This is a genomic window from Hyphococcus flavus, from assembly GCF_028748065.1.
GTDB lineage: Bacteria > Pseudomonadota > Alphaproteobacteria > Caulobacterales > Parvularculaceae > Hyphococcus > Hyphococcus flavus.
Genome location: NZ_CP118166.1, coordinates 750,936 through 774,517, shown reverse-complemented (window position 1 = coordinate 774,517; position 23,582 = coordinate 750,936). Strand labels below are relative to the sequence as shown.

The 23,582-nt window shown below is 55.0% G+C and carries 23 protein-coding genes and 2 riboswitches; of the genes, 17 read left to right on the top strand and 6 right to left on the bottom strand.

The window, feature by feature from the left end:
• The first annotated feature begins 10 nt into the window (after positions 1-10).
• Both PUV54_RS03850 and PUV54_RS03845 read left to right on the top strand, forming a co-directional pair.
• Positions 11-922: an SDR family NAD(P)-dependent oxidoreductase gene (locus tag PUV54_RS03850; protein WP_274494246.1), complete on the top strand. Its 912-nt coding sequence runs from the start codon at positions 11-13 to the stop codon at positions 920-922.
• 11 nt (positions 923-933) lie between these two features.
• A complete protein-coding gene (locus PUV54_RS03845; protein WP_274494245.1) occupies positions 934-2,130 on the top strand; it encodes an acetyl-CoA C-acyltransferase in 1,197 nt (398 codons plus the stop codon).
• Positions 2,131-2,317: 187 nt separating this feature from the next.
• Here PUV54_RS03845 and PUV54_RS03840 read toward each other — a convergent pair whose 3' ends face one another.
• Positions 2,318-2,590 carry a hypothetical protein gene (locus PUV54_RS03840; protein ID WP_274494244.1) on the bottom strand — a complete coding sequence of 91 codons (273 nt, stop codon included), beginning with the start codon at positions 2,588-2,590 and terminating at the stop codon, positions 2,318-2,320.
• Between the two features lie 384 nt (positions 2,591-2,974).
• Here PUV54_RS03840 and PUV54_RS03835 point away from each other — a divergent pair, with 384 nt between their 5' ends.
• The 4 genes from PUV54_RS03835 to PUV54_RS03820 all read left to right on the top strand — a co-directional run bounded on the left by PUV54_RS03835 (position 2,975) and on the right by PUV54_RS03820 (position 5,787).
• A complete protein-coding gene (locus PUV54_RS03835) occupies positions 2,975-4,069 on the top strand; it encodes a pyridoxal phosphate-dependent aminotransferase (RefSeq protein ID WP_274494243.1) in 1,095 nt (364 codons plus the stop codon).
• A 24-nt stretch (positions 4,070-4,093) separates the two neighbouring features.
• A complete protein-coding gene (locus PUV54_RS03830) occupies positions 4,094-4,459 on the top strand; it encodes an MGMT family protein (RefSeq protein WP_274494242.1) in 366 nt (121 codons plus the stop codon).
• Between the two features lie 10 nt (positions 4,460-4,469).
• The gene (locus PUV54_RS03825) at positions 4,470-5,153 is read left to right on the top strand and encodes a DJ-1/PfpI family protein (RefSeq protein ID WP_274494241.1); all 684 of its coding nucleotides are present in this window, start codon (positions 4,470-4,472) and stop codon (positions 5,151-5,153) included.
• Between the two features lie 79 nt (positions 5,154-5,232).
• A complete protein-coding gene (locus tag PUV54_RS03820; RefSeq protein ID WP_274494240.1) occupies positions 5,233-5,787 on the top strand; it encodes a lipid-binding SYLF domain-containing protein in 555 nt (184 codons plus the stop codon).
• A gap of 21 nt (positions 5,788-5,808) precedes the next feature.
• Here the strand turns inward: PUV54_RS03820 and PUV54_RS03815 are convergent, their stop codons facing one another.
• The 4 genes from PUV54_RS03815 to PUV54_RS03800 all read right to left on the bottom strand — a co-directional run bounded on the left by PUV54_RS03815 (position 5,809) and on the right by PUV54_RS03800 (position 10,606).
• The gene (locus tag PUV54_RS03815; RefSeq protein WP_274494239.1) at positions 5,809-7,158 is read right to left on the bottom strand and encodes a M24 family metallopeptidase; all 1,350 of its coding nucleotides are present in this window, start codon (positions 7,156-7,158) and stop codon (positions 5,809-5,811) included.
• A 128-nt stretch (positions 7,159-7,286) separates the two neighbouring features.
• On the bottom strand, positions 7,287-8,294 hold the full coding sequence (locus tag PUV54_RS03810) for an adenosine deaminase (RefSeq protein WP_274494238.1): 1,008 nt from the start codon (positions 8,292-8,294) through the stop codon (positions 7,287-7,289).
• Positions 8,295-8,317: 23 nt separating this feature from the next.
• Positions 8,318-8,875, bottom strand: a complete 558-nt coding sequence (locus PUV54_RS03805; RefSeq protein ID WP_274494237.1) for a hypothetical protein — start codon at positions 8,873-8,875, stop codon at positions 8,318-8,320.
• A 3-nt stretch (positions 8,876-8,878) separates the two neighbouring features.
• The gene (locus PUV54_RS03800) at positions 8,879-10,606 is read right to left on the bottom strand and encodes an alkaline phosphatase D family protein (protein WP_274494236.1); all 1,728 of its coding nucleotides are present in this window, start codon (positions 10,604-10,606) and stop codon (positions 8,879-8,881) included.
• A gap of 135 nt (positions 10,607-10,741) precedes the next feature.
• Here PUV54_RS03800 and PUV54_RS03795 point away from each other — a divergent pair, with 135 nt between their 5' ends.
• Together PUV54_RS03795 and PUV54_RS03790 are read left to right on the top strand one after the other, a co-directional pair.
• Entirely contained in the window at positions 10,742-12,265 is a 1,524-nt protein-coding gene (locus PUV54_RS03795) for an amidohydrolase (RefSeq protein ID WP_274494235.1), read from the top strand.
• Entirely contained in the window at positions 12,262-13,560 is a 1,299-nt protein-coding gene (locus PUV54_RS03790; RefSeq protein ID WP_274494234.1) for an amidohydrolase family protein, read from the top strand. Before PUV54_RS03795 ends, PUV54_RS03790 begins: the two co-directional genes overlap by 4 nt.
• A 2-nt stretch (positions 13,561-13,562) precedes the next feature.
• On the opposite strand, the gene PUV54_RS03785 is transcribed toward PUV54_RS03790, so the two are convergent.
• Positions 13,563-15,233, bottom strand: coding sequence for an ABC transporter permease (locus tag PUV54_RS03785; RefSeq protein WP_274494233.1), 1,671 nt, complete (start codon positions 15,231-15,233; stop codon positions 13,563-13,565).
• A 95-nt stretch (positions 15,234-15,328) separates the two neighbouring features.
• Between PUV54_RS03785 and PUV54_RS03780 the strand changes: the two genes are divergently transcribed.
• From PUV54_RS03780 to gcvPB, 9 genes are all read left to right on the top strand, one after another.
• Positions 15,329-16,339 (top strand): ABC transporter ATP-binding protein, encoded by a 1,011-nt coding sequence (locus tag PUV54_RS03780; RefSeq protein WP_274494232.1) that lies wholly within the window; start codon positions 15,329-15,331, stop codon positions 16,337-16,339.
• A gap of 89 nt (positions 16,340-16,428) precedes the next feature.
• Positions 16,429-17,511: a Fe(3+) ABC transporter substrate-binding protein gene (locus PUV54_RS03775; protein ID WP_274494231.1), complete on the top strand. Its 1,083-nt coding sequence runs from the start codon at positions 16,429-16,431 to the stop codon at positions 17,509-17,511.
• A 114-nt stretch (positions 17,512-17,625) separates the two neighbouring features.
• Complete coding sequence (locus PUV54_RS03770; RefSeq protein WP_274494230.1) at positions 17,626-18,057, top strand: Fur family transcriptional regulator; 432 nt, start codon at positions 17,626-17,628, stop codon at positions 18,055-18,057.
• Between the two features lie 95 nt (positions 18,058-18,152).
• Positions 18,153-18,244: riboswitch (glycine riboswitch) on the top strand.
• Positions 18,245-18,346: riboswitch (glycine riboswitch) on the top strand.
• A 43-nt stretch (positions 18,347-18,389) separates the two neighbouring features.
• Positions 18,390-19,514 (top strand): glycine cleavage system aminomethyltransferase GcvT, encoded by a 1,125-nt coding sequence (gcvT, locus tag PUV54_RS03765; RefSeq protein ID WP_274494229.1) that lies wholly within the window; start codon positions 18,390-18,392, stop codon positions 19,512-19,514.
• 11 nt (positions 19,515-19,525) lie between these two features.
• Complete coding sequence (gcvH, locus tag PUV54_RS03760) at positions 19,526-19,897, top strand: glycine cleavage system protein GcvH (protein ID WP_274494228.1); 372 nt, start codon at positions 19,526-19,528, stop codon at positions 19,895-19,897.
• The gene (locus tag PUV54_RS03755; RefSeq protein ID WP_274494227.1) at positions 19,894-20,079 is read left to right on the top strand and encodes a hypothetical protein; all 186 of its coding nucleotides are present in this window, start codon (positions 19,894-19,896) and stop codon (positions 20,077-20,079) included. Before gcvH ends, PUV54_RS03755 begins: the two co-directional genes overlap by 4 nt.
• A 9-nt stretch (positions 20,080-20,088) precedes the next feature.
• Entirely contained in the window at positions 20,089-21,429 is a 1,341-nt protein-coding gene (gene gcvPA, locus PUV54_RS03750) for an aminomethyl-transferring glycine dehydrogenase subunit GcvPA (RefSeq protein ID WP_274494226.1), read from the top strand.
• Positions 21,426-21,992: a hypothetical protein gene (locus PUV54_RS03745; protein WP_274494225.1), complete on the top strand. Its 567-nt coding sequence runs from the start codon at positions 21,426-21,428 to the stop codon at positions 21,990-21,992. The genes gcvPA and PUV54_RS03745 overlap by 4 nt, the downstream gene beginning before the upstream one ends.
• Before the next feature lie 63 nt (positions 21,993-22,055).
• A complete protein-coding gene (gcvPB, locus tag PUV54_RS03740) occupies positions 22,056-23,582 on the top strand; it encodes an aminomethyl-transferring glycine dehydrogenase subunit GcvPB (RefSeq protein ID WP_274494224.1) in 1,527 nt (508 codons plus the stop codon).

The window sequence follows — 23,582 nt, the reverse complement described above, 5'->3', positions numbered from 1 at the left end:
GAGAAATCTTTTGTCGATTAAGTATGAAGGCAAGGTCGCGATTGTTACCGGTGCCGGCAATGGTCTCGGAAAATCTCATGCTATTGCGCTCGCGGCGCGCGGTTGCAAGGTCGTGGTCAACGATCTAGGCGGCGCGGTGGACGGTTCAGGCGGATCAGTCAGTGCTGCGGAAGAGGTCGCGTCGCATATCAACGCGTCTGGCGGCGAGGCGATAGCTGACGGCGCCAATGTGACGAAACCCGATGAAGTCGGGGCCATGGTCGCCGCCGCCATGGAAAAGTGGGGCCATGTCGATATTCTCGTCAACAACGCTGGGATTCTGCGCGACAAGACGTTTTACAAAATGACGCTGGAGGATTTTAAGGCTGTCATCGACGTGCACCTGATCGGCTCGGCGACATGCACCCATGCGGTCTGGCCTGTAATGCGCGACCAGAATTATGGCCGCGTGATTTTTACGTCATCGCCGTCGGGCCTGCACGGCATATTCGGCCAGGCGAATTACGGCGCTGCGAAGGCGGGGCTTATCGGCCTAATGAACGCGCTGCATCTGGAAGGGGCCAAGTACAGCATCAAAGTGAATGTCCTGTCGCCCTCGGCGCGCACCCGCATGACCGAAGATCTCGGCATACCCGAACCGATCCTTGAGCAGCTAACGCCTGACGCCATCACCGCCGCAATGCTGTATCTCGTCAGCGACGATGCGCCGAGCCGCGCCATTGTAAGCTGCGCCGGGGGCGGTTACGCGCTGGCCCATATGGTTGAAACAGACGGTGTTTATTTATCACCTGACAATCAGACGCCTGAAGAGATCGCCAAACAATGGGGAGCGATCTCTTCAAAAGAAAACGTCCATTATTATGACAATTCATCCGGGCCCATCGCCAACTTCATGGCGAAGGCGCAGGGTCAAAAGAATTAAGGAGAAGATCCATGAGAGAAGCTGTTATTGTCTCAACCGCCCGCACGCCTATCGGCAAGGCTTATCGCGGCGCGTTTAACAACACGACTGCTCAGGCGCTTGGCGGCCACGCTATCAAGCACGCCATTGAGCGCGCGAAGATTGATCCGGCCGAAGTCGAGGACGTCGTTTTCGGTGCGGCGCTCCAGCAAGGTACGGCGTTTCAGAATCTTGCCCGTCAGGCATTATTACGCGGCGGCGTTTCTCATGACGTGCCAGGCCAGACTATCGACCGGCAATGCGCGAGCGGCATGATGGCGATTGCGACTGCGGCGAAACAGGTTGTTGTCGACAATATGCAGATTGCTGTCGGCGGCGGCGTCGAGTCGATTTCCATGAATCAGACTGGCGATATGTTTGTGATCCGTGATCCATGGCTGGTGGAAAACCTTCCCGAAACTTATCTGCCGATGATCGAAACGGCGGAGATTGTCGGCGAGCGTTACAACGTCTCTCGCGATGCACAGGACGAATATGCGCTGCAGTCGCAACAGCGCACGCACGCGGCGCAACAGGCTGGCAAGTTTGACGATGAAATTGTGCCGCTGCCGTCAGTGATGAAGTTCATGAATAAGGAAACTGGAGAGGTTTCAGACGTTGAGACGAAGCTTGAAAAAGATGAAGGCAACCGGCCGGAGACAACGCTCGAAGGACTCAAAGGACTGAAGCCTGTGTTCAAGGGCGGCTTGCATGTGAAGGAAGGCAAATTCATCACTGCCGGCAACGCCTCGCAATTGTCGGATGGGGCGAGCGCTGCCGTCGTCATGGAACGCAAGGAAGCGGAAAAGCGCGGGCTTTCCCCGCTCGGGATTTATCGCGGCATGGCGGTCGCCGGCACGCACCCTGACGAAATGGGCATCGGGCCGGTTTTCGCCGTGCCGAAACTACTCGAAAAAAATGGCCTTAAAATTGGCGATATCGGCCTTTGGGAACTGAACGAGGCGTTTGCGGTGCAGGTGCTTTACTGCCGCGACAAGCTTGGCATTCCGGACGAGATTTTAAACGTCAATGGCGGCGCCATTTCCGTCGGCCACCCTTACGGCATGTCCGGCGCGCGCATGGTTGGTCACGCACTGATCGAGGGCAAACGCCGCGGCGCCAAATATGTCGTATGCACCATGTGCGTAGGCGGAGGGCAAGGCGCGGCCGGATTATTTGAGGTCGCGTGAGCGACCTCAAATAATCCAAGAAACAGCGCCGGTGTCTTTAAGAGTTGCTGAAATCGCTTTGCGATTTCAGCAAGACGCGATTGGGTTTGTTGAAATCACGTAAGTAAGCCTTGCCTGCTGGCGGAAGTTATAGTTTGGCTAGCAGTGTACAGCGGCGATGCCCGCTCACGATTGGCGCCGCCTTCAATCAATCGTTGTAATCTCTTTTTTTGATTGACGCTCTGTTCAGCCGCGACGATTTTTTCGCCGCCTTATCTGCTGCCGATTGCCGGACTGCCGCACGGTTGCCAACGCGATTGCGTTGGTCATTAGCTGATAGAGATGCGTCATTTGCGGTCTCGGCCTTAATGTGCCCCAGTTTGGCTAGCGCATTGATGCCACTATTCGCCATAGCGCCAGTCGATGCGCCAAGCGCAAGAGTGATAGCAGTTACACCAGCGATGAGGTTGAATTTCGTCATGATGATCTCCCCTTGTTTTGAATAAACTCAGTTTTTCTTGAAAGTGTGGCTCAATTGTGTGCTGACATTGGCGAGAGCATGGAGATCGCATACATTTAGCGGGTTTCAGCTCTAGCCACGATCTGACGCGCGAAGTGCCGAAGGCAGAAGTCGCTAGCTACCGCATGACTCCCAGCTTCATACCCAGCGTAAGGCTCAGGCAAGTTGCGCATGCATGGCCCTCAGTCCTGATCGAGGTAATCGCCGCAGTGCGAAAAGGCGTCTGTAGTGGTTTGCGCAGGTTATCGCTATGGGTTCCGCTTGCTGATTGGGCCTAGACCCCCGACTATATTGACGCGTCAGGCGGGGTATGCGGTTATTATTCTCTCAAATTGGGAGAGATGCATGACCGCCGTCTTTAACCGAAGACTTTTTTTAGCGGGTTCTGCCGCAGCTACTTCGCTAGCTATGCCGCCTTCGGTGATGGCTCGTATCGGCCCGACACCGGAAAACCCCATTCGGTTGATGTATAATGAAAACCCTTACGGGCCAGGCCCCAAAGCGCGCGCCGCAGCGGCGAAAGAATTACAAAATACGAGCGCTCTTTACCCTGAGAGTTCACATTTACGCAATAAACTGGCCGATTATCACGGGCTAACGCCTGCCCATGTTGCTTTAAGCAGTGGTTCGACAGAAATGCTCCATGCGGCTGCATCGGTTTTCGGGCGCAGCGGAACGGTTATCGGACCAACCCCAACCTATGGTCCGCAATTTGACTATGCGCGCGCCAAAGGCGTGGATGTCATCTTGACGCCGCTCAATGATGAGTTTGCCAATGACCTTGATGCGCTCGCGGCCCGCACAGGCTCTGGCGCCGGCATGGTCTATATCTGTAATCCAAACAATCCGACTGGCGTTCTGGTTGATGCTGGCCGGCTTAGGGATTTCTGCGATACCGTTGGCCGTGATGCGGTCGTCGTCGTTGATGAAGCTTACAACGACCTTGTTGATCAGCCTGTTGAAAACAGCATGATTGACCTTGTGACGGCTGAAAAGAATGTCATCGTGGTCAAGACATTTTCAAAAATTTACGGGCTTGCAGGTTTGCGCATCGGGTATGCGTTGGGACGTCCAGATTTAATTGAGGCTTTGCAGTCAGAAGTAATGACCTGGATATCAAGGCCTGGACTCGCGGCGGCTATGGCAAGTCTTGACGACAAGGACTTTTATAATTTTAGTAAGAAAAAAATCATTGAAGGACGAGAAAAAATTTATGCCGCCTGTGATGCGGCAGGATTTGATTACGTAAAAAGCCAAACGAATTTTGTTTTTGTGAATGTAAAGCGCAATGCTGATGCCTTCGCTGCCGATATGCTGGCGCGTGGTGTTAACGTTCGCGGCGCTGTTTATCCTCCTTACACAACTTATTCACGCGTTAGTACCGGAAAGCTTGAAGAGGTCGATTATTTTGCGGGGGTACTAAAAAGCATTGCTAACTGATGACACCGTTATTTGTATCTAACCATGCGATTAGACGCAGAGGAAATCTACGCCCTCATCCGTGAAGTGCCGAAGAGCGAGGTAGCGAGCTACGGCATGATCGCGAGCCTCGTTCCCGGCGTAGGGCCTCGTCAGGCGGCGCGCGCTTTGCGAACCGCGCCCAAGGGCCTGCCGTGGCATCGTATCATTACGTCTTCTGGCTGCATGGCGGATCATTCGGGCGCAGAAAAACAGAAACGCCTTTTGAAAGCGGAAGGCGTAACATTTAAAAAGAACGGCGCGGTTGACTGGGGTTCACATCGCTGGAGCGGGCCATCGCAAAATTGGATCACGAAATCGCAACTGGACATTGAGAAGGTTATGGAGATCATCGCTGGATGGAAAACTTGAGAGGCGCCAGATGGCCGAAACATTGAATATCGTTTTCGTACTCTTTCCAAATCTCACCCAGCTTGATTTCACCGGGCCATTGCAAGTGCTATCGCGTTTGCCGGGCTCGAAGGTGTACTTAGCGGCAAAGTCAATGGATGCGATTCCAACCGATGCAGTGCTGACGCTTAACCCAACCTGTATGTTTTCAGATTGCCCGCCTGCAGATGTGCTGTGCGTTCCCGGCGGGTTCGGTGTTGACGATGCAATCCTAGATGAAGAACTCATGGGCTTCGTCAAGCGCGAGGGCGCGCGGGCGAAATACGTAACATCCGTGTGCACTGGCTCATACATATTAGGCGCGGAAGGGCTCCTGAATGGAAAGCGCGCTACGACGCATTGGGCCTATCACGAGGCGCTTACCGATGTAGGCGCGATTCCGGTGAAAGAGCGCGTCGTGCGCGACGGTAATATCTTTACGGGCGGCGGCGTCACGGCGGGAATTGATTTTGCGTTCACCTTGGCGGCGGAAATCGCCGGCGACGAATTCGCAAAAGCGTTGCAGCTTGGCCTTGAATACGATCCGGCGCCGCCATTCGACTGCGGCTCTCCGGGCAAATCAACAAACGAAGCGCTAGATGCTATGAACCAGCGATACCGTCCCCGATTCGAGGAATTTAGGGGAAAGCTCGCCTTGGCGATGAAGACACAGTAAACTTTCGTTAACGCGGATCGCCGCAAAATCGCCGAATTCCGCCCCTTCAATGGGCCAACGAAAACCGGGGAGATCCCTTATGAAAATCGTTCGCTTGTTCAGCCCGTTGGTGGCGCTTGGTCTTGCTTTTTCAGTAGTTCAGGGTGCGGCGCTCGCGGCCTCGAAAGAAAAAATCGACCGGCGCAGCGATGAAGCGCTAGCGGAATTTCGCGATGAGATTTCCGGCGCTGACGATGTGCTGGCCAAGGCGGCGGGCGTGCTTGTTTTCCCGTCTGTAAAAAAAGCGGGCATCGGCATTGGCGGCGAATACGGCGAAGGTGCACTGCGCGTTGGCGGTAATTCTGTCGCCTATTATTCAACCGCATCGGCCTCCATCGGATTTCAGCTCGGGGCACAGGCGCGTACGCAGATTATCGCGTTTCTCGATCCGAAAGCGCTTGAGAAGTTTCGCTTGAGTGACGGTTGGGAGGTCGGCGTTGACGCTTCGGTTGCCGTCATTACACTGGGCGCTGGCGGCGCGATCGACGCCACGCAGATCAATCAGCCGATTGTGGCTTTCGTCTTTGATTCGAAAGGGCTGATGTATAATTTGTCCCTTGAAGGCTCGAAGATCAGCCAGATTCATGATGACTAGTCCTCGTCAAGCATTACCGCCTTACTTGATGACGTGCCATTGGGTTTGCCGCCCTGCCAGATAGCGAACTTTTTCGCCGTCATAACAAGCGCTTTGCTCAAGTTTGATTTGCACAAGCTGATCGTTCCATTCTGAGACCGAGGCTTTGACATTGCCTTCAATCGCGTAGCAAGTATCTGGGTAGAGTGGCCAATCGCCTCTTACGGGCGTTTCGCCCTGATTATCCCACATGCCGATTGTGGGGCCAGGGGCGTGACCGACAAACCCAATCGGGTGCGTGTAAGTGCTGCAGATCATTCTACCTTTGCGGCATTTTTCATGCGTCTGTGCGAGAATTTGATTGCCGGTCAGGCCGACTTCAAACGAAGATGTAAGATGGTCTTGCCAGCGGTTGCCGACACGAAGCGCAGCTTTAAGGCCCTTTGGCGCGTCTTGCTCTCCCAAATTCGCAACGTACCCCATCTCTTGGGTATCCGTGCACAACTTCAAGTAACATATTCCTACATCAGTATGCAGAACGTCACCGCGACGAATTACTCCTCTTTCACCGCAAAAGGCTTGTTCCTCCTCGCAGGCGAGGCCAGGCCGCTGGATGTTGACGTAAGGCATGAACCAGGGCGCAAGATTAAGGTCTTCAAATCGTTGACGTATGTACCAGGCGACATCATCCGTTGTTGTGACGCCGGGCGTAATCACTTCACTGGAAAACGCCTCGCCGATCACCATGCGGGCAAGGCCAACGACATGTCCGTAAATTTCGGTCTCCTGACGATTACGGGTTTCAGCCCAGCGCACCACGAGCGTTTCGGCTGAAGTGAGGCGCTGCTGAAGCTCCGGCGTCAATACCGACACAAGCCTTTGATAAAGGCCATGGGTCAGTCCGTCGGCGATAGGCCAATCACGCGACATGTTGACGCCAATCTTGTCAGGGTTCTTTTCGGCAATGAGCGCGCCTAGCGCCGCCCATTGCTCATCCAGTTCGCCGCCTTGCCATGCAGGGGCATAGGACTCGCCGAGGGGGTATCGGTTTATGGTCAGCATGTCCAATTCGTCATTGTGGCGATGAAAAACCAACATCGTTGTGCGGCGCGCTGCAAATGTAGGCTGCGGAACCAGCGTAAAATAAATGGGGTCTTCAGCGTATTCGCGGTTGATGACGAGCCACATGTCAATGCCGGTTTCGTCCATCAATTGCGGCAGCAACGTCTTTAAACGATCATCAACGATAGCATTCTCAACAGCGGGGCGTTCGCGATGCTGCAATACCGCCCTGTCGCCTGTAATAACGCGTCCTTGATCCCAGGACTGCGCCCACGCAGTTGGTATTGATGTTAGGATCGCGAGCGCTGCAGAAATTTGTTTCCAACACATAATATTCCCCTGACGTTAAGGTCTCGCTTGATTATCCGGCCTTTAGCCCGCTTATCAAGACTCATGAAAACCTGTTAAACGCCAAACCGAATATTCAGCGAGACGCGGACATAACGCTGATAATAGGCTCACACCATCTCAACGGCTGCTATCTGCGCACGCTTTTCGCCGTCTGACAAAAACGAGCCGGCGAAGGAGTTTTTCGCAAGCGTCTTGATGTCTTCGCGCGTCAGATCAAGCGCCTCAATCACGGCTTTGAAGTTGTCGTTCATATAGCCGCCAAAGTAGGATGGGTCGTCGGAGTTCACCGTTGCTCGCAACCCTAACTCGAGCATCCGCTTCAGCGGATGGTTTTTTATATCATTAACAACGCAAAGTTTGAGATTGGAAAGCGGGCAGACTGTCAGCGTCATCTCCTCTTTCACGAGGCGTTCGACTAGCACGGTATCTTCCAAGGATCGATTGCCATGATCGAGCCTGTCGATACGCAACAGATCGAGCGCTTCGTAGACATATTCTGGCGGGCCTTCCTCGCCCGCATGCGCTACGAGTTTCAGATCCCGCTCGCGCGCCGCTTTGAATACGCGCTCGAACTTCGACGGCGGATGACCAACTTCCGACGAATCAAGTCCGACAGCCTCAATGCGATCAAGCCAATTTTCTGCCTGTTTCAAGGTTTCGAAAGCATCTTCTTCCGGCAGGTGGCGCAAGAAACACATGATCAGCTTTGTAGTCATGCCGAATTGTACCTTCGCCATGTCGAGCGCGGTTGAAATGCCGCTGATGGCCACATCAAACGGCACGCCGCGCTCCGTATGGCCCTGCGGGTCAAAGAAAATCTCCGCATGGCGCACATTATCGGCCCGCGCCCGGTTCAGATACGCCATGGTGAGGTCGAAGAAATCTTCTTCCGTCCGCAGAACGCTCATTCCCTGATAATAGATGTCGAGAAAGTCCTGCAGATTTGAAAATTCATAAGCCGCGCGTATCTCATCTACTGACTTGAACGGCAGATCGATATTGTTGCGCTTACCGAGCTTGAACAACAACTCTGGTTCAAGGCTTCCTTCGATGTGTAAATGGAGTTCCGCTTTCGGCAGCGCCGCCGCATATGCGATGAGATCACTTTTCGACAAATCCGGATCCTTACGGTTCTAGCTCACTTCCGAACAAGGCGAATGAGTCCAGCAATAGCGGCAATAGCCAAAGACAAGAGCGCCAAAAACATGCCCGGCACGCCGGATGCGAATTTCAGCGTTGTCGCAAGTTGCTGGACCAGGACAACAGGCTCGCTCACTGGCAGCGAGCCGGAAGCGAAGCCAGCCACCAGCGCATTCTCAACGATTTCCGAGACGAAGTAGATAAACGGCAACGCCAGTAAAAACCGTAGCGGCGTAGCGCCGAGCTTCAGCGCTTTGAGGCCCAGCCCGATCGCGATTGTCACAATCATAACATTGAGAAACGCATACGGAATATCGAGCAATTGCCAGAGGAGATAATCGCCCGTGTTCTCGCCCATGGCGTCGAGTGAGCGGACGGGCTCGATGGCTGGAATGCCGGGCTTCATTTCCGGCACGACCCCGCCGGCGTTTTCAACGACGCGAGGCCAGATACCGCCAGGGCGAAACGCCCACCAGTTATAAGCAGCCGAGATCGCAAACCAGATCGCGAAATGCCCCCAGCTTGCCTTATCGATGATACGGGAAAAAGAGATCATGGATCAGAAAAGGAACCCTTCCTTGAAGCCTAAGCCGTCTGCGTCCGAAAACTTTGCTGAGCCTTTTTTCTTTTCAATGTCGAAAGCGACCTTGGTAAAGCCATTGTAATTGCCGCTTTCGATCGTATCAACGGCGCGGAACTCAGCGCGAGCAGACTCTTTGGTCACGGTCAGGTGAATAAAGCCGTGATGTTCGCCGGAGAGGTACCGGACATCTTCGTTATCGCGATTGGTTAGCAGCGCGTATTCAGCGCCTTTGCCGCCCAGGAAATCTTTTCTGTACGGCGAGGGCGATGTGACGGAATGAGTCCCGAGCTCGACGCCTCTGTGGTCTCCATGATGATCAACCAAATCGTTCGCCCACCATGTGTGCGTATCGCCGGTAACCACAATCATGCCGTCTTCGCCAGCGTTTTTCGTCATCTCATAGAATCGTTCGCGTGCAGCCGGATATCCGTCCCAGGCGTCGAAGTTGGTAGGCAAACCGAGTGTCGATGACTTCACGAACGCGCGCGCCTGATCCCATTGCTGTTCGAGAGCGGCGATGTCTTCTTCCGTCACGTGCGGCGTCAGGTCAGGCGCCGTTACTTTCGCCATAATGATCTGGTTGGCGATCAGCCGCCATGGCTGGCCGCTAGCGATAGAATTGCGGAAGGTGCGGTCAAGGTAATCGATCTGCGCCGCACCCAGCATCTCACGTGTTTGCTCCCAGAGAATATCCTGCTTGAAGCGCTCAACATCTTCCGGCGTTTCGAGTGTTGGAATGATTTCCGAATATTCAAATTGACGCGCCCGCGCCATCAGCCGCGTTTCAATGGCGGCGATGGTCATTAGATCGCCATAAGAAAACGAACGGAAAAACGCTTCCGGTTGCATCCCCGGTTCACGCACCGGCATCCATTCGTAATAGGCCTGAAGGGCCGCGCGCCGGCGTGCGTTCCATTCACCTTCGGTTTCAGGCTGATGGTTTTCGGCGCCGCCTTTCCATGAATTGTTGGATGTCTCGTGATCATCCCAAATGGGTATGATTGGATGACGCGCGTGCATCGCCTGGCTCGAAGGGTCGGCCTTATATTGCGCATGCCGCTTGCGGTAGTCGTCGAGAGAAACGATTTCATGGGGTGGTTCGTGATTGCGGCCGAGCGCAACGCCGGCCTCGCCGCCATATCCCTCGCGACTATACTCATAAATATAATCGCCGAGATGGATGATCGCGTCGAGGTCATCTTCACGGGCGACCAGGTCATAGACGTTGAAATATCCGAACGGATAGTTCGAGCATGACATGACCGCAAACCGTGCTGCATCAACAGCGCCAATGGGGAGCGTACGCGTGCGGCCGACGGGTGAATATTCTTCTCCCAAACGAAAGCGATAATAAATGGTCTCACCGGGCTGCAGATCCGTCAGCAAGACTTTTACCGTCCAATCGCGAGACGCCATCGTTTCCGCTTCGCCTTTGCCGCGCATGTCGGTGAAAGCCTGATCAGCAGCGGTTTCCCAAACGACAATAACTGGTTGCGATGTATCGGCGGCGATCGGATCAATGCGTGACCAGATCACAACACTGTCCGCACCAGGGTCGCCTGAGGCAACGCCATGGCTGAATGTTCCGCCCGCTCGTTCGCTGACAGCAATATAAGGCGTCATTTTCGGGCTTGAGGCGCAGGATGTCGCGCCAACAGCCAGTCCCGATAACAGCGCGCCGCGCCTCGTGATGTTTGCAGTCATTTGCCCCTCCCGTCCTGTTGAAAATATTACTTCACGCAATATCGCGGCACAGGGTGGCCGCAAGCACATTTTACGCTAGTCTTAAGTCATATCGATGGACGTGTCGAAGCGCGTCGGCAGAAGATTGAGGAATATATGCAAAACGTACGATGGACGGCGCTGGCCGTTCTGATGCTGAGTGCGTGTTCGCAGCAGAATGCGGGCCAGTCGGAGACAGCGACCGAAACTGAGCAAACTGCTGAATCCCCTGCGGACGCTACAGCTCCAAGCCGCAGTACGGCAGAGACCGGTGAAGTCGCCGAGCGCCCGCCGCTGGATCCGTATCCTTCTACGTATGAACGCTATCCTGGCGAGACTGTGCTGATCACGGGTGCAATGGTTCTGACAGGGACCGGAGAGCGCATCGATAATGGCTCGGTTCTGCTTCAGGACGGCAAGATTGCAGCCGTCGGTGCTGCTGATGCTGTGGCGGCGCCGGATGATGCAGCGACGATCAATGCGGACGGAAAATGGGTGACGCCAGGCGTCATCGATATTCACTCACATCTTGGCGACTACCCGTCGCCGTCCACGGCTTCGACTTCGGATGGTAATGAAGTTGTCGGGCCGAATACGGCTTACGTCTGGGCTGAGCACTCAGTTTGGCCTCAGGATGCGGGGTTCACGCGGGCGCTTGCAGGCGGCGTTACGTCGCTACAAGTGCTGCCGGGTTCAGCAAACCTTTTTGGCGGTCGTACGACAACCTTGAAGAACGTGCCTTCACGATCCGTGCAAGGAATGAAATTTCCAGGCGCTCCTTACGGTTTAAAGATGGCTTGTGGCGAAAATCCAAAACGGATTTACGGCAACAGCGGCGGTCCAGGAACGCGCATGGGTAACTTCGCCGGTTACCGTTCAGCCTGGATCGAAGCGCAAGGCTACAAAAAGAAGTGGGATGACTACTGGGCCGATTACGAAGAGTGGCAAAACGATGACAGTAACGACAAGGGAGACGCGCCGGAATCTCCAGCCCGTGATCTGAAACTGGAAACTCTTGCCGGCGCGCTGCGGGGAGACATTGTCGTTAACATGCATTGTTATCGTGGTGATGAGATGGTGCAGGTTCTCGATCTGGCAAATGAGTTTGGATACAAGGTTACAACCTTCCATCATGCAATCGAAGCTTACAAAGTCGCAGATTATTTGGCCGAAAATGAAGTCTGCGCCGCCGTATGGGCTGACTGGTGGGGGTTCAAACTGGAAGCCTATGATACGGTGAGTGAAAATGCGGCGCTTGTTCATGCGCAGCCGGGCGGTTGTGCGATCATCCATTCTGACGACTCGCGTGGAATTCAGCGGTTAAATCAGGAAGCCGCTAAGGCCATGGCGGCGGGCAGGCGTATCGGTATTGATATCGGGCCTGAGGATGCTGTTGCTTGGTTTACTGCGAACCCAGCCAAAGCCATGGGAATCATTGACCAGACCGGGACGCTCGAAGCCGGTAAAATGGCTGATGTTGTAATCTGGAATCAAAACCCGTTTTCAGTTTACGCAAGGGCTGAGCAAGTCTTCATTGATGGCGCATTGATGTTTGACCGGAATGATCCGTCGCTTTCGCCAAGAATGGATTTTGAAATTGGCCAACGTGATAATGGGTTCACCGGAGGAGCAGGACAATGAACGGAGTATTCATGAAAACGCTGACTGGTCTAATTGCTGCTGGTTCAGTTTTGGCGACAGCCGCCTCCGCTCAAACTATCGCGATTATGGATGGTACAGTTCATACCGTTTCAGGCGGCGTTATCGAAAATGGCGATGTGATCATCCGGGACGGTCGTATTGCGCAAGTTGGCGCAGACCTTTCTGCGCCGTCTGGCGCAACGGTAATCGATGCGTCCGGTAAAATCGTTACGCCGGGATTGATTGCGCCTTACACTAATATCGGTTTGGTTGAGATTGGTCTTGACAATGAGGCCAATGACTCCAGTCCGCAGGAAGGGTTTCCTTTAGGTGCGGCCCTAAACGCTGTTGATGCGTTTAATCCAGATTCAACGGTTATTCCTGTCAACAGAGCATCAGGGGTCACGCGCGCCTTGTCAGCACCTAACTCGGGCGATACGTTGTTTGGCGGTAAAGCAGCGCTTGTCGATCTGTCAGGCGCTCCAGGCTCTGTCATGCGTGCTGATCTCGCCCAAACTGCGGCCATGGGTTATGGCGGCGCTTCAAGAACGGGCGACACACGCATGGGCGCGTGGGCCGTGATGCGGGAATATCTCGATGAAGCGCGGTCTTATCAGGCCAACCCGAATGACTATGTCCGCCGTCCGCGTTCTGATCGTATGATGCTCTCGGATATCAAGGCGCTCGTACCGGTCGTAAGCGGTGAACAGCCGTTACTTGTGGCGATTGACGGCGCTGCCGACATTCGCACGCTCATAAGACTGAAAAATACATATCGCCTGCGCGTAATTATTCTTGGCGCTTTAGAAGGGTGGCGTGTAGCGGATGAGCTGGCGGCCGCAAATATACCTGTCATTGTATCGGGCACTGCAAATTTGCCTGACCAATTTGAAGAACTCAGTGCGACTTTGCAAAATGCTGCACGGTTGCATGAAGCGGGCGTTCAAATTGCGTTTTACGAAACAAACGACACGACCCACAATGCGCGTCTTATTCGGCAACATGCCGGCAATGCTGTTGCTGAAGGACTGCCATACGATGCCGCGATAGCCGCCTTGACCTTGAATGCGGCAAGAATGTTAGGTGTTGCTGATCAACTTGGCTCTCTACAGCCAGGACGCGTCGCTGATGTGGTGATATGGGACGGCGACCCGCTGGAAGTCACGACGGTTCCGGAAGCCGTCTTCATTGATGGCCGGCCGCAGGATCTGAACAACCGTCAGCGTATGTTGATGGAGCGCTATCGCGATCTGGATCGTGGCGACCTTCCTCACGCTTATCGCGGCGGCGAATGATTTTAAACTGTTAATCCAGCCTCAGCGCCCGCAAAGTCCTTATCGGCTTTGCGGGCGTTTTTCTTTTGCCAATTGCTATGATCGGCGATCAGGCTGAGCGCCAGCGCCGGGATCAAGCCGAGTGCGATTAAAATCAGCGCCGCTGGCGCAGCATCGGCGAGGCGCTCATCTGAAGCCAGCCGGTAAATCCTTGTGCTGAGCGTTTCAAAATTGAATGGTCGCAGCAAGAGCGTAGCCGGAAGCTCTTTGGCGATATCGATGGCGACGATGCCTGCGCCTGCAAGAACGGAAGATCGCGCCATCGGCCAATGTATGAATGAAAGAACGCGTGCCGGACCGGCGCCAAGGCTTCTCGCTGCGGCGTCCATCTCCGGGCTGATTTGCGCCAGGCCTGCCGAGGCTGAATTGTATCCGGCAGTCAAAAACCGCGCGACATAGGCGTATAAAAGCACGCCAATCCCGCCAGCAACAGCGACGCCGCTTATGCGCGCGACAAACGATGACAAGGCTAAAATACCGATCGCCATGACTGCGCCCGGTACGGCGTATCCCAGTGTCGCCACACGCATCAGTGATTTTGCAATTCTCCCGCGGGCGCGCCGTGCCGCATAGGACAGAATAACGGCAATGGCCATCGCAATGATCGCGCCGATGGCGGCAATGCTTGCTGTATTCACCCCCGCTGCGGCAAGATCGCGGCCGGCGCCAATAGACAGGTCGGGATCAAACTTGGCGAGTAGAACGCCTGCCGGCGCTATGAACCCGAAAACAACGGGCGCCGCGCAAATGCAGATTGCGCCAAAAGCGTGGACGCCGGAAAGTTTTAGCCGTTTGCTGCTCCTGTGAGCCCGCACGTCTTCAGCCGCGCGCCCCTTGCGGCTGGCGCTTTCTATAATCGTCAAGACAAGCGCTACAAGGAACAGCCCAGTCGCGATCTGCGTCGCGGCCGCCAGATCGCCAAGTCCGTACCAGGTGCGAAAAATTCCAACGCTAAGCGTTTGCACGCCAAAAAAATCGGCGACCCCGTATTCTGCGGCGATTTCCATGAGCGCGAGGGCAAGACCGCCGAAAAATGCTGGGCGGCTTGCTGTCAACAAAAGGCCAAGGCTGGCGCGGAGAGGTGAAGCGCCGAGCATGCGCGCCGCCTGCATCAGCGAACTTGAACGCGATGAAAGAGAAGCTGTCATGGCGAGATAAACATACGGATATGTCATCAGCATCAGGACGAATGCCGCGCCAGATAGAGACCTAATTTCCGGTATATTGTTGACGCCCACTAACTGCGCCACGGGACCGAATGGCCCCAAGAGATCGCCATAAGCGTAAGCCGCAACATAAGCAGGGATTGCAAAGGGCAGCACAAGCGCGATTGAGAGCAGGCGCCGGCCGGGGAAATCCGTCATTGAGATCAGGAGTGCTGACACGGCGCCGATTATCGATGCGCCTAACCCAGCAAGGGCGCATAAGGCTAAGGTGGTGACAAAGTACCGGACGCCATTGACGCCGAGCAAATGCGCAAGCGCTTCGCCTTTACCCCCAATGGTTGCGCTAGCCAGGACAGCGGCAATCGGCGCGGCGACAAATGCGGACACAGCAATGATTGCACATAAGCGGGCTACGCGCGCGGGACGGCGCGTCTGGGCGTCATGTGCTTCAGGTCCATTTGCTGCCATTGTTTCTAATTCTCGTTCTTAACTGGTGACATCTATGCGAAAGTGCGGCATTTCCCAACAGTGAAGTGCGGAAAGACTGACCCGGCATATCAATTATGACTTTTGTGCTGACCAATATTAGCCATCAATTCGGTCAGACCCGTGCATTGGCCAGCGCGAGTTTGTCTGTGGAACCTGGCGAACTCGTATGTCTTTTCGGCCCCTCCGGTTGCGGAAAAACCACCCTTTTGAAGATTGCAGCGGGGCTGGAGCCATTGCAGCAAGGCTCCGTAGAACTGGACGGATCATTGTTGGCGCGCCCCGGTCAGGAAACCCCGCCGGAAAAACGGCCAGTGGGGCTTGTTTTTCAGGATTATGTTCTCTTTCCGCATATGACCGTAGAAAAAAACGTCGCTTTCGGTCTGAAGGGACAGCCAAAACCAATGCAGCGGGCGGCGGACTACTTAAAAAGTCTGGGTATTGGGGGCCTCGCTCGACGCTACCCGCATGAATTGTCTGGCGGACAGCAACAGCGCGTTGCTTTGGCGCGCGCCTTAGCACGCCAACCCATGGCCCTTTTGTTGGACGAGCCGTTTGCAAGCATTGACGTCACGTTGCGACGCCGGCTGAGAGAAGATCTGCGACGTACACTGAAAGAACAAAATGCAGCAGTCGTAATGGTCACGCACGACCCTGAGGAGGCTTTGGCGATCGGTGATCGCATTGCGATGATGCGCAAGGGCGAAATTATCGAGATAGCGAGCCCCGAAAACCTGTTTTTTAATCCTCAGACCTTAGAAGGCGCGAGTATTTTCCCGGGAAGTCAGCATTTGCCGGGCGTTATTGCAAACGGTGTCTTTCGTTCCGCGCTTGGTGAGACGGAAACAGCTCTGGGCGAGGGGCCTGCACACGCCGTACTGCGGCCTGATGCGTTGCGGGCAAGGCAAAGCGAAACTGGCTTGTTTGAAATCGGGGATGTGCGTTTCGCAGGCCCGCACTGGCTGGCGCGGCTTAAAAAAGACGGTGCAGATATGTTTTTGACGGTAAGCTTTGACGCTTGCCCGCCTTCCGGGGGGAGGGCCGAGGTCCAGATCGACTGGTCTCAAACGCCAATATTTTCAATGTGATTGTGTTGCTGCTGGGCTTGCAATGCGGGCGGCATAACAGTATTGAAACTGATAATTATTCGCAAAATAGGCAAAGGCAAGGTGGCGAGATGGCAATTTATCCTTTGAAAAACCTGGTAAAATCAGGCGCAACGGCGCTTGCGGTCATGGTCCTGGCAGCATGTGGCGGACAGGAAACCGCCTCCACCGAAGAAGCCTCAAATGCTGATCGTCCAATAACAGGCGAAGTGAACGTTTATTCTGGCCGCCATTACGATTCAGACATCGTTCTGTTCGATCAGTTTACGGAAGAAACGGGAATCAAAGTTAATTATATTGAGGCAAGCGGTAATGCCTTGATTGAACGGATTAGCCAGGAAGCAGAAGCTAGCCCGGCGGATATCTTTATTACTGCTGATGCAGGAATGTTGTGGCGTGCCGATCAACGCGGTGTTTTTCGTGCAATCGAAAACGATACGCTGGAGAGCCAGGTGCCGCCACAGTTTCGCCATCCGGATGGTAAGTGGTTTGGCGTTTCCAAGCGTGCGCGTATTGTGATTTTCAATAAAGAAATGGGCCTTCCTGAAGGGCTTGAAACCTATGAAGACCTCGCGGACCCAGCCTATCGCGGCATGATTTGCGTACGTTCTTCATCCAACATTTATAACCAATCATTGCTGGCCTCGCGGATTGCTCATTGGGGCGACGAGCGTGCGGAAGCGTGGGCCGCTGGCGTGGTCGCTAACTTTGCACGTCGGCCGCAAGGCAACGACACATCACAGATCGAGGCTGTTGCGGCTGGTATCTGTCGGCTTGGCATCGTTAACAGCTATTATACGGCGCGATTTAAAGGGTCAGATAACCCCGAAGCGGCAGCCATAGGTGAAAAGTTTGAGCTGTTTTTCCCGGATCAGGAAGGGGATGGAGCCCATGTGAATATTTCCGGCGCCGGGGTAACAACGCATGCGCCCAATCCGGAAAATGCAGAAAAGCTCATTGAATTTTTGTTACGTGAAGAGACGCAAGGCGCATTCGCTAGCGGCAATAATGAATATCCGATTGTGGAAGGCGTCGAGGCGCAAGGGCCAATCGCCGCTTACAGTGATTTCAGGGCTGACGACCTTTCTGTCTCTGCGTTGGGCGAAAACCAGCCAGCGGCCGTCATGATATTTGACCGGGTCGGTTGGCCATAAGCGCTTTCATCAGTGGGGAAATTTCGGATTACTTGCGTTCCCGATTTGGGGTGGTCCCGCCCCATGAATTGATATAACATCGATATAACAAATGATCGTATCGGGAGCGCTCGCGTGACAAACAATACAACCATTGCGGGAAATGATAATGACCGCAAACGCCCTGCCGGGCTTTTAAAGAATGAAAAGCTGGTTTGGGACGTGCTTGCCGCCAGCAAGGATCCGCTTAAGGCATATGAAATACTCGACACCCTAAAGGAACAAGGCGTGCGCGCGCCGATGACAGTCTATCGGGCGTTAGAAGGGTTGGAAGCCAAGGGACACATTCACAAGCTTGACGGGCTTAACGCCTTTGTCCTTTGCAATCACGAAGGCCCTCATGTGGTGCAGACTTTCCTCGTCTGCGAGTCCTGTTCGACAGTTGAGGAACTCGAAGTAGTGGCGGTGGAGGCCGATATCGCCCCCGCAGTAAAGGCGGCCGCTTTCGACATGCACACGGCGCGTTTGGAGATAAAGGGCAACTGCAACTCCTGCGCTGCAGCATAAATTTTTGTTTCGCGGGTGCGTCGGGAATCATTGACTCGGTATAGCGCTCGCCTATGGTCAGCTTCCGCTGACGGCGGTGTCGCGTAATCCGTCAGCAGCCAAATGCGGGAGAGATCGCGCTTAAGCGCGCGGCGCCGAAGGAGCAACCACCCCGGAAACTCTCAGGCAAAAGGACCGCACTGGCGTCTAAGGCTGGAAAGCGGGCGCAAAACGCCCCACCGAAGGAGTAAGCGCTAAGGCCGCCGAATGGCCAAGCGCGAAATCTCTCAGGTCCCCATGACAGCCGGGGTCGCCGTCATATGACGGCGGTTCAATAGTCATGGGACGGATCAATGCCTTCTGAAGCGACCTTAAAAAAAACGCCCCTCAATGATTTGCATCGTGCGCTTGGCGCGAAAATGGTGGAATTCGCCGGTTATGACATGCCGGTGCAGTTTCCCATGGGCGTTCTGAAAGAGCATCTCCATACGCGCGAAAAGGCGGGTCTGTTTGATGTTTCCCATATGGGGCAGGCTGTTATCGTCGGCCCTGATCATCTAACCGCCGCGCGTGCGCTTGAAACGCTGGCGCCCGGAGAGTTTCAAAAACTGGGCGTCTCGCGCCAGCGGCTTTCCGTGTTGTTGAACGATGACGGCGGCATCATTGACGATCTGATGGTCAGCCGGCCGGATACGGACGGACGGCTGAATATTGTCGTCAACGGTGCCTGTAAGGAAGCTGATTACGCTTATCTAAATGAGCGATTGCCTGACGGCGTTAAACTTGAACGGTTCGACAATCGCGGATTGCTGGCCTTGCAGGGGCCGATGGCGTCTGAGGTGCTTTCAAAACACTGTCCGGCCGCCGCGGAATTGAAATTCATGAGCTTCGCCGAGCTGCAAATCGGGGACATCAGGGCGGTGGTGACGCGCGGCGGCTATACTGGCGAAGACGGTTTTGAAATTTCGACCTGGGCGGAAGACACGGAAAAACTTGCGCGGTTGCTGCTCGACGATCCGAATGTCGAACCGATCGGCCTTGGCGCGCGCGACTCGCTGCGTCTGGAGGCCGGCATGTGCTTATATGGCCACGACCTGACCCCTGAAATTTCGCCGGTGGAGGGCAACCTTTCATTCATCATCGGAAAACGCCGCCGCGAGGAAGGCGGCTTTGCGGGGGCGGATCGTATTCTGAAAGAATTGGCTGAAGGGCCAAAGCGTTTGCGTGTCGGCATCCTGCCGGAAGGGCGCGCGCCGGCGCGTGAAGGCGCAGAAATTCAGTCTGTGGACGGAAAAGTTATCGGCAAAGTTACATCCGGCGGTTTCGGCCCTACGGTCGGCGGTCCGGTCGCCATGGGGTACGTGGAAACGGCTTACGCTGAGACGGGGACGCCGCTTCAGTTGATTGTACGCGGCAAGCCGCTGGCTGCTGTCGTCGCTGACATGCCGTTCACGCCCAATCGTTATTACAGAGGTTAGGGAGATCAAACATGAGCATAAAATTCACGAACGACCATGAATGGGTAAAAGCTGACGGCGATGTTTACGTCATCGGCATCAGCGAGCACGCCGCTGAGCAGCTTGGCGATGTGGTTTTTGTCGAGCTTCCCGAGGTCGGCAAGACGTATTCTAAAGGCGACGAAATGGCGGTGGTTGAATCCGTCAAGGCGGCGTCAGATGTCTACGCGCCCATCTCCGGCGAGATTGTCGAAGTGAACAGCGCCATTGTCGATGAGCCGGCGAAAGTGAATGAAGACCCGGCGGGCGCCGCCTGGTTTGTGAAGCTGAAAGCGAGCAATCCATCAGAGCTTGATGCGCTGATGGATGAAGCCGCTTACAAGGATTTTGCAGCGAACGCATGAGTGACAAAAAGAACATGGCGGGCGGCGGCGTGGCGGCCGGGATGGGCGCAGGCATCGCGATTGGCGTCGGCATTGGCGCGGCCATGAACAATCTCGCCATCGGTATTGCTATCGGCGTTGCCATCGGTGCGGGGATTGGCGCCGCCATGAAAAAGAATTCAAACAGCGACAAGAACGAGTAAGAGGCGGATATGCGCTACCTCCCTTTGAATGATGCAGATCGCAAGGCGATGCTGGGCGTGATTGGCGCCAAGGACATTGACGATCTTTTTTCAGACGTGCCGGCCGATGCGCTGAACGCAAAATTCGATCTGCCCGATCATCAGGGCGAGTTGGAAGTTGAGCGCACGCTTGGCCGGATGGCGGCGAAAAACCGTGCTGCAGACGCGGGGCCGTTCTTTGTCGGCTGCGGCGCTTACAAGCACCATATTCCAGCAACGGTCGATCACATTATTCAGCGATCGGAGTTTTTGACCGCTTATACGCCTTACCAGCCGGAGATTGCGCAAGGAACGCTGCAATATCTTTTCGAATTCCAGACGCAAGTGGCGGCGCTGACTGGCATGGAGGTCGCCAACGCCTCCATGTATGATGGCTCCACGGGATGCGGCGAAGCAGCGCTGATGGCGCGGCGCGTCGCCAAACGCAACAAAACGATTCTTTCAGGCGGGCTTCACCCGCATTACGGCGCCGTGACGCGCACCAATCTTGAACTTGTCGGCGGAAAGGTCGTTCAGGCGGCCATGGATGTGGACGCGTCCGAGGATCTGATCGATCAGATTGATGACGACACCGCCTGTGTGATTGTGCAAACGCCGGATGTGTTCGGCAACGTGCGTGATTTGAGTGGTATTGCAGACGCGGCGCATGAAAAAGGCGCGCTTTTAATCGCCGTTGTGACGGAAGTCGTCTCGCTTGGCGCGCTGAAAAGCCCCGGCGAAATGGGCGCAGACATTGTCGTCGGCGAGGGCCAGTCCATCGGCAATGGTTTGAATTTCGGCGGGCCCTATGTGGGTCTCTTCGCCACGCGCCAGAAATATATGCGCCAGATGCCGGGCCGTCTCTGCGGTGAAACCGTCGACGCAGAGGGTAAGCGCGGTTTCGTCCTGACGCTCTCGACGCGAGAACAGCACATTCGTCGCGACAAGGCGACGTCGAACATCTGCACCAACTCCGGCCTCTGCACGCTCGCCTTTACGGCGCATATGACGCTGCTGGGCGAGGCGGGTTTGCGCAAACTTGCAGCGCTCAACCACGATGCGGCGTGCAAGACCGCCGATGCGCTTGGCGCCATCGACGGCGTCAAAATCGTCAACAAAAACTACTTCAACGAATTCACCTTGGCGCTCCCGAAAAACGCCGAAGAAGTTGTCGAGCAACTGGCGGGTGAAGGCGTGCTTGCGGGCGTGCCCGGCGGGCGTTTGTGGCCTGACAGCAAGGACGCCGAAAACCTGATTATCGTCGCGGCAACGGAGTGTGTGACGGATGCGGATATAAATGTGTTCGCCGCGAAACTGCGGGAGGTATTGTGAAATATTTCTCAAGGAAGAACGCAAGGTTTGTTATGCTTTGCTCGTTTTTCTTGGCTACAAATGCGAACGCTGACGATGAGATCAGCAACAAGCCAAGTTGGGTCGGGAAGGCTCCAATTACTGAGCTAACAACAATTGAGGTTGATTGTGATGGCTTCCAATACAAAGCGTCATTTTCCCAACAACATCGTCAAAGAGCAGCACTGATAGAACTTAGGAGGAGCCCAGCACCATTTAGTGAAATGGTGGAGAAAAAATTCAGCACGTTACTGAGCGAGTTTTTTATAATCGAAAAATTCGAGCTATCATGTGGGGCAGGGCCGCTTGATTTCGTTGATGATAAGGGTGACCGTTATAACCCTTTCAGTGACCATCCAGATGAAGATTTTACAGGTCGTCTTAAGGTTCATCTCGTCGGTTATCATTCAGCAGATCCGCATGAATCAATGAAAAACTGTGAAAAGCAGCAAGGAAAATTTGAATACGAAACTTGGAGGTATGTAACTTTGACGACAGATACAATACATATTTATCCAAGTGTAATCGGCACATGCCAGCTATAGTCTAAAGAGTGTGAGATCAAAATGAACAATCAAGGTCGTCCGACACGCGCAGAAGGTTCCGCTATGACTGATGCTCCTACATTCACTGGCAATAAAGCCCTGCAAATCGAAGAGGCGCTGTCGTTTGAGATCGGGTCCTACGATCAAACCGGCGTTGATTTGCCCGAGCCGTCCGGCAAAACCGACCGCCTCGGCGGATTAAATCGCGACCGTGAAATTGGCTTGCCGGGTCTTTCCGAACCGGAGACCATGCGCCATTTCGTGCGGCTGTCGCAAAAGAATTACGCCATCGACATGGGGCCGTTCCCGCTCGGCTCGTGCACCATGAAACACAACCCGCGTCTTAACGAGAAAATCGCGCGGCTCCCCGGTTTCGGCGATCTGCACCCGCTGGCGCCCGAAAGCGCCGTACAGGGAGCATTGGAGCTGATTGACCAGCTCGCATTCTGGCTGAAGGAGTTGACGGGCATGCCGGCCGTCGCCATGTCGCCAAAAGCCGGCGCCCATGGTGAACTTTGCGGTATGATGGCGATCAAAGCGGCATTGGAAGCACGCGGCGAAGCGGAAACGCGCACCCGCGTGCTGGCGCCGGAGAGTGCGCATGGCACCAACCCCGCGACGGCGGTGCAATGTGGATTTACGGTCGAGAACATTCCGGGCGATGAGACAGGCCGTGTAGATCTTGCTGCGCTGAAAGAAAAACTCGGGGATGATGTCGCTGGCATCATGGTGACCAATCCGAACACTTGTGGCCTGTTTGAGCGTGACATTCGCGCCATCGCCGACGCGGTGCATGATGCGGGCGGCTATTTCTATTGCGACGGCGCCAATTTCAACGCCATTGCGGGGAAGGTGCGCCCTGGCGACCTTGGCGTCGACGCCATGCATATCAATCTGCACAAGACGTTTTCAACGCCTCATGGCGGCGGCGGGCCGGGCTCGGGCCCGACGGTGTTGTCCGAAGCGCTCGCGCCTTTTGCGCCAGTGCCTTACGTCACGTTCGAGGACGGCAAGTACAAGCTCATTGAAACGCGCCGTGCAGCGAAAGCTGACGACGGCGAAAGCATGGGGCGTCTCACCGCTTTCCACGGGCAAATGGGCATGTTTACCCGCGCGCTTTCTTACATGCTTTCCCACGGAAAAGACGGCGTCAAACAGGCAGCCGAAGACGCGGTATTAAACGCTAACTATGTGCTGGCGCGTCTCAAGAAAGAGATGTCGCCCGCGTTCGAAGGCTATTGCATGCATGAAGCGCTGTTCGACGACCGTTTTCTGAAAGACACAGGCGTTGAAACGATCGACTTCGCCAAGGCGATGATCGATGAAGGCTATCACCCCATGACCATGTATTTCCCGCTGGTGGTACATGGAGCCATGCTGATCGAACCAACGGAATCGGAATCGAAGCGCGAACTTGACCTGTTCTGTGATGCGCTGCTCTCGCTGGCGAAGCGCGCTAAGGCGGGCGAGGTTGAGGCGTTTAAAGCCGCGCCGGTGCAAGCGCCGCGCCGGCGGCTCGATGAAACCGCCGCCGCGCGCAAACCTGTCCTGCGCTGGATCCCGAAAGAACCCGCTGAAGCTGCCGAGTAA